The sequence below is a fragment of the Porphyromonas loveana genome, assembly GCF_003096695.1.
GTDB classification, from domain to species: domain Bacteria; phylum Bacteroidota; class Bacteroidia; order Bacteroidales; family Porphyromonadaceae; genus Porphyromonas; species Porphyromonas loveana.
Map to the genome: position 1 here is coordinate 1 of NZ_QEKY01000026.1, position 7,831 is coordinate 7,831.

At 44.6% G+C, this 7,831-nt stretch carries 10 protein-coding genes and 1 pseudogene; 6 read left to right on the forward strand and 5 right to left on the reverse strand.

The window, feature by feature from the left end; genetic code table 11:
- The 3 genes and pseudogenes from C7382_RS09710 to C7382_RS09725 all read right to left on the reverse strand — a co-directional run.
- Window positions 1–188, reverse strand: a pseudogene (locus tag C7382_RS09710) (plasmid recombination protein); the annotation flags it as partial.
- Window positions 189–518: 330 nt separating this feature from the next.
- Entirely contained in the window at window positions 519–1,463 is a 945-nt protein-coding gene (locus C7382_RS09720; RefSeq protein WP_116680081.1) for a toprim domain-containing protein, read from the reverse strand.
- A gap of 358 nt (window positions 1,464–1,821) precedes the next feature.
- Entirely contained in the window at window positions 1,822–3,012 is a 1,191-nt protein-coding gene (locus tag C7382_RS09725) for a VapE domain-containing protein (protein WP_116680082.1), read from the reverse strand.
- A gap of 564 nt (window positions 3,013–3,576) precedes the next feature.
- Here C7382_RS09725 and C7382_RS09735 point away from each other — a divergent pair.
- Together C7382_RS09735 and C7382_RS09740 are read left to right on the forward strand one after the other, a co-directional pair.
- Window positions 3,577–3,855 carry a helix-turn-helix domain-containing protein gene (locus C7382_RS09735; protein ID WP_082129247.1) on the forward strand — a complete coding sequence of 93 codons (279 nt, stop codon included), beginning with the start codon at window positions 3,577–3,579 and terminating at the stop codon, window positions 3,853–3,855.
- 2 nt (window positions 3,856–3,857) lie between these two features.
- Window positions 3,858–4,145 (forward strand): helix-turn-helix domain-containing protein, encoded by a 288-nt coding sequence (locus tag C7382_RS09740; RefSeq protein WP_036887789.1) that lies wholly within the window; start codon window positions 3,858–3,860, stop codon window positions 4,143–4,145.
- Window positions 4,146–4,154: 9 nt separating this feature from the next.
- Here the strand turns inward: C7382_RS09740 and C7382_RS09745 are convergent, their stop codons facing one another.
- The gene (locus C7382_RS09745; protein ID WP_243405711.1) at window positions 4,155–4,649 is read right to left on the reverse strand and encodes a nuclear transport factor 2 family protein; all 495 of its coding nucleotides are present in this window, start codon (window positions 4,647–4,649) and stop codon (window positions 4,155–4,157) included.
- Between the two features lie 139 nt (window positions 4,650–4,788).
- Between C7382_RS09745 and C7382_RS09750 the strand changes: the two genes are divergently transcribed.
- The 4 genes from C7382_RS09750 (at window position 4,789) to C7382_RS10215 (ending at window position 6,938) form a co-directional block, all read left to right on the forward strand.
- Window positions 4,789–5,103, forward strand: a complete 315-nt coding sequence (locus C7382_RS09750; protein WP_036887794.1) for a winged helix-turn-helix transcriptional regulator — start codon at window positions 4,789–4,791, stop codon at window positions 5,101–5,103.
- A gap of 327 nt (window positions 5,104–5,430) precedes the next feature.
- Window positions 5,431–5,874: a GNAT family N-acetyltransferase gene (locus C7382_RS09760; RefSeq protein ID WP_116680083.1), complete on the forward strand. Its 444-nt coding sequence runs from the start codon at window positions 5,431–5,433 to the stop codon at window positions 5,872–5,874.
- A 2-nt stretch (window positions 5,875–5,876) separates the two neighbouring features.
- Window positions 5,877–6,491, forward strand: coding sequence for a DNA alkylation repair protein (locus C7382_RS09765; protein ID WP_116680086.1), 615 nt, complete (start codon window positions 5,877–5,879; stop codon window positions 6,489–6,491).
- A gap of 159 nt (window positions 6,492–6,650) precedes the next feature.
- Window positions 6,651–6,938 carry a GNAT family N-acetyltransferase gene (locus C7382_RS10215; RefSeq protein WP_235305895.1) on the forward strand — a complete coding sequence of 96 codons (288 nt, stop codon included), beginning with the start codon at window positions 6,651–6,653 and terminating at the stop codon, window positions 6,936–6,938.
- A 43-nt stretch (window positions 6,939–6,981) separates the two neighbouring features.
- On the opposite strand, the gene C7382_RS09775 is transcribed toward C7382_RS10215, so the two are convergent.
- On the reverse strand, window positions 6,982–7,831 hold an 850-nt coding region (locus tag C7382_RS09775; RefSeq protein WP_165815154.1), incomplete at its 5' end, for a tyrosine-type recombinase/integrase.

Consider the following 7,831-nt stretch of genomic DNA (forward strand, 5'->3'; position numbering starts at 1 on the left):
GCCGTGGCGATGCGATGCTCTATCGCTTCGCTACGGTTGGTCACATTTGCAGGGAATTGCACCAATTCCCTGTTCAGGTGTGTGCGAGAAGGATCAACGTTACTCGGGGTATATGCCCGCGCTATATGAGCGGTATTTCCCGAGTCGTTGCTTCTCGCCTTGTCTATATGTAATACGGCGTAGCCCATTGTTTGAAGATTGATTTAAGGGGTATCCAAAGGGGCGGAGTCCCTTGGCTCAGGAGGGTATTTTTAGCGATAACGAAGTGTAGCGTGAAGAAAATACCCTAATGATTTATGGCATTTCTTGAAATGTCCGCTCCGCCCTGCTCGTTCTTCTTTCTTGTCGAGTTGCATTCTGTGAATACCTATCCGCTTTGTTTCTAAGTTGGCTCTGCAAACTTGCGGTTCTGAGGAACTGCCGTAGCTATCGAAACAAAGCCGTTTATTCGCATACATTTTATTTCCTGAATCTTTGGATACCTGATGATGGAATAATGTTGTTTGCTCTCTTTTGCCTTATCGTCCAAGTCCTCGTTTACGAGGTGGTATCACCTGTTTTTGCCCTGTTCTTTGAGCAACGTGGTACTCATTGAGGTCTTTGTATCGGGCATAGTATTGGCTCATATCCTCTACCTTGATGCCTGCCGATTGTAAAGATTTGAGGGCTTTTCGTCCTGCTTCATCGTTGTCGAGGAATGCCCGAATGGAGTCGATGCCGTTCTCGTGGAGATAGGCAACGGCTCGTGGAAGATTGCTCACGGAGTTCAGAACGATGGAAGGCGAAATGGGTTCTTTTCCTTTCACTGTGAGATAGGAAAGGAAATCCATTAAGCCCTCGAAGATGCAGAGAGAGGCGTTGTTCGCTTCTCCCGCAACTACAGATATATCCTTTGGGGCGATTGTTCCCTTGAAATCCCTGTCATCCCGAAGCTCATACCCTCCTGCACGATTGGCAAAGCCGATAGCGGAGTACTCTCTTCCTCCCACTTCGTAGCGAATGTGACGGAGATAAGGACTTGCCACGGCAAGGTCTATCTTGCGTACCTCTCGAAGATAGCTTTGCAGATGCAGGGGCAACTCTTCGCTGATGAAGAGAATACGCCTTACATTACTTGGTTGCTGTTCAACTCTTATCTGTTCTATGTGAACCTCACGATGAAAGGAAGAGGGTGCGAGGGTTGTCGCTTTCCCTTCGGCAAGATATGCCATAGCTTCATAGGCACTGCATCCTTGCATCTTCATCACAAGGTCGATGATGCTTCCGCCTTGGCTCGTGCCGTAGTCGTGCCACAGGTTTTTCCGAAAGTCCACTTTCAGGCTGGCATTGGGGTCTTCTCTGTAGGGAGCGTGATAAAGGGCGTAGCCGTTATAACGCTTGGCAGGCTCGATACCGCAGGCGTGCAGATAATCCGCTATCGGTATCGCTTTGATGTATTGTAGGTCGTAATATTCGTTGTTCATTGCTGTTATCGTTGGATTTGGATTATTCATTTGTTCGTTATCTCATTGTTCACTCTGTTTTCTCTTTTGGGAATTTTCCCCTTTTCATCTTACTACCCTTCGACACTCGGATAAGTGATTGACAGTGAAAGAGAAAAGTGTAACACTTCATTCGGATTTATCCTTCGACATCTCCTGCCTACACCTATCCTTATTCATTTTGCCGTAGAAGCGTAGAAAGATGGTAGTAAGCTGTGTCGCAAGATGGATACCTCCTGCAATCCTTTCTCTTTTACCGTATTATCGGTAGTTGTAGTAATGTAGTAAGGAGAATAGGAAAGAAAAGAGGTATTGCAAAGGAGTTGCTAACAACAGAGTGCTATGGCGGTTGCTCGGGGTAAACCTTACGGACGGCATAGACATACACGGGATTGCCGTTTATCCTGCGACACTCCCTCGTATAGCCTGCCTTTCGCAAGGCTTCGCCCATCCGTTTGGTGGAGAGCGGTTGTCGGGTATAGCAGGAGAGATACCCCACTATCTCCGAATTGGTCATATAGAAGCGTTTCGTTGCCATTTCCGCTTCCGTGGGAAAGGTGAAATAGCGGAGCAACAGTTCCATCTCTGTCGTATAGACTTGGAAGGCTTCGCTGTTTCTATGCAATTCGATAATCTCTTCATCATTGAACCAATAGCGAAACCCTTCATTCAATAGGGTCTTGGCTTCACTGTAAACGGCGTCCATCGGAATGCTCTTGGCTCGGTCTATATCTATTGCCAGCACTTCAAAGGGCAGGAAGCGTCTACTTCCTGTCGGGTCGGTGAGGAAATCGTTGCCATTGACCGAAGCCACGAAACTCGCCAAGTGGGGTCGCTCCTCGATATGCTTCTCGTAAGGCATACGGTACTTCACCTGCGGACAGGTAATGAGGTTCTTCAGTTCGTTCTCGTCCCGCTTGTTGAGGGCCTTGAGTTGGTCGTCAATGTTGATAATGAGATTTTGCCCGATAAGACTCAACACGTCCTTCTCCTGTGGATATATCTTTCCCGTATAGCGGTAATCGGAGAGAGACGGAGGGCAGAGCAGGTCTAGGAACGTGGTTTTGAATTTTCCCTGCTCACCTGTCAGCACAAGGCAGGTATGGTTACGACATTGCTTGTCGTCCATTGCGTTGGCGACCACTGCAACCAGCCACTTGGTGAGGTATTCCCTCCACTTCTCGGGATTGGTTACGCTCACGCAGTCGGCAAGGGCGGTGATAGCTTCCGCATTTCCTTTCGTCAGTGGTAACGCTTGGAAATAGGCTTGTACGGGGTTGATGCGTGGTGAGAAATCACTTTCGATGATACTATACAGATTCTCGGGCGAGGTCTGTACATCGGCTTCTTTGTCCAACGCACGTTTAAGGGTATTGATACGGTAGCGGTCTATGGCTGTGTAATCGTCCGTTCCTCGTGGACGGTACTCCGCTCGGTGTAATACGGTGTTGTACCGAAACTCATACCGAGCCAAAAGGAACTCTTCTATTTGGGCATTCCTGGAGGGGTTGTCCTTCTCTTCTTTTTTCATTGTTCGTACTTCTTCTGTTTGCTTGGTTTTGAACTTTCATCCGAAAATGGATGCTGAAACCAAGTTACAGAGGCGAACACAGAGTCCCAAGGCTGGTGTGTCTGTTGCTTCGAGGTACAGAGAAATGCTCCGAAAATGAGTAGTAAAAATAGGAGAAAACAGAACGAAAAGGCTCAAAAAGCAAGAACAGAGAGGAGAAAGGCTCTGTAAACGACTTCATCGGATTGCCAACGTCTGCACCCTTTTTCTTCGAGGGATAGGCAAGCGAGAATTATCATTGGTGAGAGAACCCCCAAAAGATGCCGAGTAATCAAAGAAAAGATACCGAGCAATCTCACGGTCGCTCGGTATCTTTTTCCCGTTGTGTCGTGTGGACATTTCACTCCATATCAGAGCCACAAGTACGCACTTAGAGAAAGGTGAGTGAATTAGGCGGTTTGTGCTTGTACATTTGCCTGCAAGTTCCTGCTGTTTCCCTTGATTTCATCGGTTCTTGGGACAAGGATTTCGCTTGCATACATTTGCACCGAAAAGAGAAAAACGACAATTAAAAACGATATTGATATGAGATTTACCGCCATCGACACCTCCGCGTGGGAGGAACTGAAAAAGAGCATCGAAGAGCTGGCTCTTTGTATGCGAGAACAATTCGGAACGAAGCCCGAAGTCCCCGACCTGTTGCACAACGGGGACGTCTGCCGAATACTCAACATCAGCAAGCGAACGCTCCAGCATTATCGGGATACTTCCGTATTGCCCTTTATCCAAATTGGGCATAAATGTTATTACAAACGTGAGGATGTGGAAGCACTCCTTGAAAAGTCGAACCGAAAAATACAATGACTATGGAACACGAAATCGTAAACAAAGAAACGCCCGAGATGAAACAACTCATTTCGGGCATTCAAGAAGTAAGCAAGCGTATTCGGGAAATTGCCCAAACGCACCGTCCGCTCTTCGGGGGAGAAATCTATCTCACGGGGAGAGAAGTGTGCGAACGGCTTTTCGTCAGCCCCCGCACCTTGCAGGATTATCGGGACAAGGGCATTATTCCCTACACCCAAATCGCAGGGAAAATCCTCTACAAACTTTCCGACATCAACCGACTACTACAAGAGAACTATCGGAGGTGATAACGAATGTTATTTTTGAACGAGAGTTGTCCAAAATTGATCTTCCTCTTCAATTCTTTCGGAAAAAAGCCAGACCTCTTTGATAAGTCCGTCCTCCAAGCGAAGTAAATCCACGCCTCTCATTGCCATAGAAACTCCTTTTTTCTCCAAAGCGAAACTGATAGAAGCCACCACCATAGCCCCATTGTCAACAAGGTAATCTACTTTAATACCCAAATCGCCACCGCTCCATTCAGCCAATTTCCCCAAGTGGGCAAAGACGGCTTGCTTCCCTGTGAAAGTACCCGACTGAATGCCCTTGCCCGGCTGATGCCAAACCAAATCATCGGCGAAAAGCAACTCCACTTTTGCCATATCGCCATTTTCCAATGCAGAAAAATACTGCTGTACAATTTCTAAATTTGTCATTTTTAAATCTTTATTTTTAGATGAATTCTTGCTTTCGCCGAATTGACAAGATGCAAATCCCATCAAAACGACTGCTAATAAAACTATCTTTCTCATTACCGATTGATTTTTATTTGAAAAGTTGAAAATTTGATGGCAAAATTATATCTTTGCTATCTATTTGTCAAGTACCTACAATATTGTATGATACTTACCATATTGTTAGATTTATTGATAATCAACAAGAAAAAATGCTATGGAGAGAAAAAATTCAGACAACGAATGCCCTGTACGAAAGTCGATGCAGATTTTTGCAGGTAAATGGACTTTACTCATTATTTATCAAATCAACAGCAGAATAATTCGCTACGGAGAGCTCAAGCGTGCCATTCCAGGTATAAGCGAGAAGATGCTCATAAACGAATTGAAATTCCTCTGTGACAAAGGATTGATTGCCAAAAAACAATACCCGGAAGTGCCTCCACGTGTAGAGTATTCGCTTACACCATTGGGAGAGAAAGTGCTGCCGATTATCGATGAAATTGCCAAATTCGGAATGGAAAATCTGTGAATCTTTGTTCTAATGGCACTCTCTGCTATATGCATGCCATGCGGAAACAGGTCATTTACCTTCGCCAAGTACTTCTCTTAATGCATTCATCCCGTTAACGGCAGAAGGGAATCCAGCAGCATAAACAGACATTTGTAAAATAGCCTCTTTCACCTCATTGACAGAGCTTCCTGTATTGAGTGGGCAGCGTCGCATAAAGTAGTTGCAGTGGAGCAAACAGATAGAGAGTTCTTTGGAGTTCTCCGCACCGAGCGAGATAGTTTCAACGAAAGTAGGCGTCAACTAATCAAGAACGACATAGGTCGTTCCTCAACGTATACAGACATCATGAAAATAGAACGAGTCACCAAAAACAAGAAACAATTTCTTGATTTATTGCTGTTAGCGGACGAACAGGAAAATATGATTGACAAGTATTTGTCGTGTGGAGACTTGTTTGCCTTATACGATGATGACTTGAAAAGCATTTGCGTTGTAATGCCTGTAAGCAGTGATACCTGTGAATTGAAGAACATAGCGACATACGAGCAATATCGGGGTAAAGGTTACGGTAGGAGATTGATAGATTATATTTCCGATTTCTACAAAAAAGACTATAAGGCAATGCTTGTCGGTACTGGTGAAGTTCCTGCAATCCTATCGTTTTATGAAAGCTGTGGTTTTAAAAAGTATCATCGAATAGAGAACTTTTTCACGAACAATTACGATCGTCCAATTTTTGAGGGAGATATACAACTCGTAGATATGATTTACCTTAGAAAGGATTTATGACAATAGGAATAGACAATATCTTGAACAAGATACAGCAAATTGAACATGGCTTTCAGCATATCCTTGATGGGGCTGACGAAATATTTTCTACACATTCAAAGGAACAATGTTTTGAACTTGCACTCACGTTGTTTGAACATGAAGCCTATCAAGCCCGAATGTTAGCAACAACTATATTGGGCAAATTGGCAACAGAAGATAATAACGCACTTTGTTTTCTGAAAGAGCGAATAAGCACCGATGAGAATTGGCGTGTGCAGGAAATGCTTGCAAAGGCGTTTGATGAGATTTGCAAACATAGAGGATATAAAGCGTCTTTGCCACTCATCAAAGAATGGATAACTAACGATAATCCCAATGTTATCCGTGCTCTAACCGAGGGATTGAGGATTTGGACAAGTCGCCCATACTTTAAGGATAATCCTTCGCTGGCTATTGCTCTAATCAGTAAGCACAAAGCACATGAGAGTGAGTATCTTCGGAAATCTGTTGGAAACGCTTTAAGGGATATAAGCAAGAAATATTCAGAATTGATAGGGCAAGAAGTGGAGCAATGGGACTTATCTAATCCTCGAATTATGTTTACCTACAAACTTGCAACTAAACTACTAAAGTAGATATGACCATAGAGTATTTCCCCTCCAATAAATCACGAACAGATGAACTTATTGATTCTTTGATAAGTGTATGGGAGAGAGCTGTTCGAGCAACTCATCTTTTTTCTAACGGAGTAAGATATTCAGAATCTTATTCCTCACGGTCGAAGAGCATTGAGTGTGGTTGATTTGTTTGTCGTGAATGACAATGAATGCCCCATTGCGTTTATGGGTATCTCGGACGACAAGATAGAAATGCTGTTTGTTTCGCCTGATTATTTCAGAAAAGGCATAGGGAAAAGACTTATTCGATTAGCCATTGACGAATGCAAAATACGCTATATTGATGTAAACGAGCAAAATCCCAATGCACTCACATTTTATCAGAAAATGGGATTTCAAGTTTTTGAGAGAACAGAAACGGACGAACTTGGTAATCCTTTTCCAATACTTAAAATGAAACTATAAAGAGAAAGAGTTTGCTCCTCGCTAATGGGCAAACTCTTCGCATTTAATTCGACATACTCTTTGGTTGTATCAACTTCTCCATATCGTTTGCAATCTTTTGGTCAGTGATTTGGGCATAAATTTGCGTGCTGGAGATGGAGGCGTGTCCCATCATTTTGGCGATGCTTTCTATCGGAATACCTGCCTCCAAAGTCAGCGTACCGAAACTGTGGCGACCGACGTGGTAGCCCAGCGGAGTTCGAATGCCACACGCCAAGCCCACGGCTTTGAGATGGGTAAGTAGTTTGCCTTTGCTCATCGTATCGGGAAATACCTTGTAATCCCCCTTGCTCTCTTTGATGTAAAGAGAAAGTATCTGCTCCGCAATCGGATGCAGGGGGATCAAACTCTCCACTTCCGTTTTTTGTCTTGCCTTGCGGATATATCGCTTCCCCTCGCTGTTCGTTTCGATTTGCGAAGCTCGGAGGCTCTGCAAGTCGGCAAATGCCAAACCCGTAAAGACGGAGAAAAGAAACATTCTTCGGCTTAGTTCTGCCCCCTCTTCTTGCAACGGGAATGCCAAGAGCTTTGCCACATCCCCCTTACTCAGGAAACGAGGTTTACGCTCCACGGCTTCATACTTTGCTTCCTCAAATGGATTGAAGCGTATAGTCCCCTGACTGACGGCTCGGTACATCAATCGGCTCAACCAGCACAGATGCCCGTTTATCGTTGCAGGGGCATAGCCCTCCTTCTTCAAATGGAAACGATAATCATCAAAGAAGTCCATCGTAAGAGCTGTTAGGGGAATATCCTCCCCTCCACGACTTCGCACAAAGGAATTGAGTTGTCTGTCGGAATGCCGATTGTTGCTATACGTTCCCTCGCTTTTGCTTTCTCGTTGAGCTTTCAAT

Coding starts and splice junctions, on each gene's coding strand:
- C7382_RS09720 (WP_116680081.1), bottom strand. CDS start 1,463: ATGAACAACGAATATTACGACCTACAATACATCAAAGCGATACCGATA.
- C7382_RS09725 (WP_116680082.1), bottom strand. CDS start 3,012: ATGAAAAAAGAAGAGAAGGACAACCCCTCCAGGAATGCCCAAATAGAA.
- C7382_RS09735 (WP_082129247.1), top strand. CDS start 3,577: ATGAGATTTACCGCCATCGACACCTCCGCGTGGGAGGAACTGAAAAAG.
- C7382_RS09740 (WP_036887789.1), top strand. CDS start 3,858: ATGGAACACGAAATCGTAAACAAAGAAACGCCCGAGATGAAACAACTC.
- C7382_RS09745 (WP_243405711.1), bottom strand. CDS start 4,649: ATGAGAAAGATAGTTTTATTAGCAGTCGTTTTGATGGGATTTGCATCT.
- C7382_RS09750 (WP_036887794.1), top strand. CDS start 4,789: ATGGAGAGAAAAAATTCAGACAACGAATGCCCTGTACGAAAGTCGATG.
- C7382_RS09760 (WP_116680083.1), top strand. CDS start 5,431: ATGAAAATAGAACGAGTCACCAAAAACAAGAAACAATTTCTTGATTTA.